The sequence below is a fragment of the Nocardia sp. CC227C genome (genome assembly GCF_030767025.1).
Lineage (GTDB): Bacteria > Actinomycetota > Actinomycetes > Mycobacteriales > Mycobacteriaceae > Nocardia.
The window spans coordinates 1-625 of record NZ_JASITE010000047.1; the positions used below are offsets into that span (position 1 = coordinate 1).

1 protein-coding gene is annotated in these 625 nt (G+C 64.0%); it reads right to left on the minus strand.

The genetic code is table 11. From position 1 onward, the window contains the following. A partial coding sequence (locus tag QMO76_RS35200) for a transposase (RefSeq protein WP_306365702.1) occupies window positions 1-494 on the minus strand: 494 nt, incomplete at its 3' end. Window positions 495-625 lie beyond the last annotated feature (131 nt).

Below are 625 nucleotides of genomic sequence, written 5' to 3' on the forward strand. Positions count from 1 at the left end.
GCGACGAACGTGTACGGACCCTGGTCCAAAGGACGGGTACGGAACGCTTCGACCTGGGCGTCGAGATCACGGGCCATGATCGACACCTGGGACTTCGACAGCGCGGTGATACCCAGGGATTCGACCAGTTTCTCCATCCGGCGGGTGGAGACGCCGAGCAGGTAGCAGGTCGCGACCACGCTGGTCAGCGCGCGTTCGGCGCGTTTGCGGCGTTCGAGGAGCCAGTCCGGGAAATACGACCCGGACCGGAGTTTGGGAATGGCGAGGTCGATCGTGCCGACGCGGGTGTCGAAGTCGCGGTGGCGGTAGCCGTTGCGGTGGTTGACGCGGTCGTTGCTGCGTTCGCCGTAGCCGGCACCGCACGCGGCGTCGGCGTCGGCGCCCATCAGGGTCTGGACGAACGTCGAGAGCAGGTTGCGCAGCAGGTCGGGGCTGGCAGCTGCCAATTGGTCACCCAACAGCTGGCTCGGGTCGATACGCTGAATATCGGTCATCGCGTGGACTTCTTCCTTCAAGTGACTTGGTAGGTCTGTTGAAGGATCACGCGGTGACCACCCTCATGTCCGGGATTCGACACTCACCGGATTGATCGGCGAGCTGCTACACCACTCTGACGGACGCAACC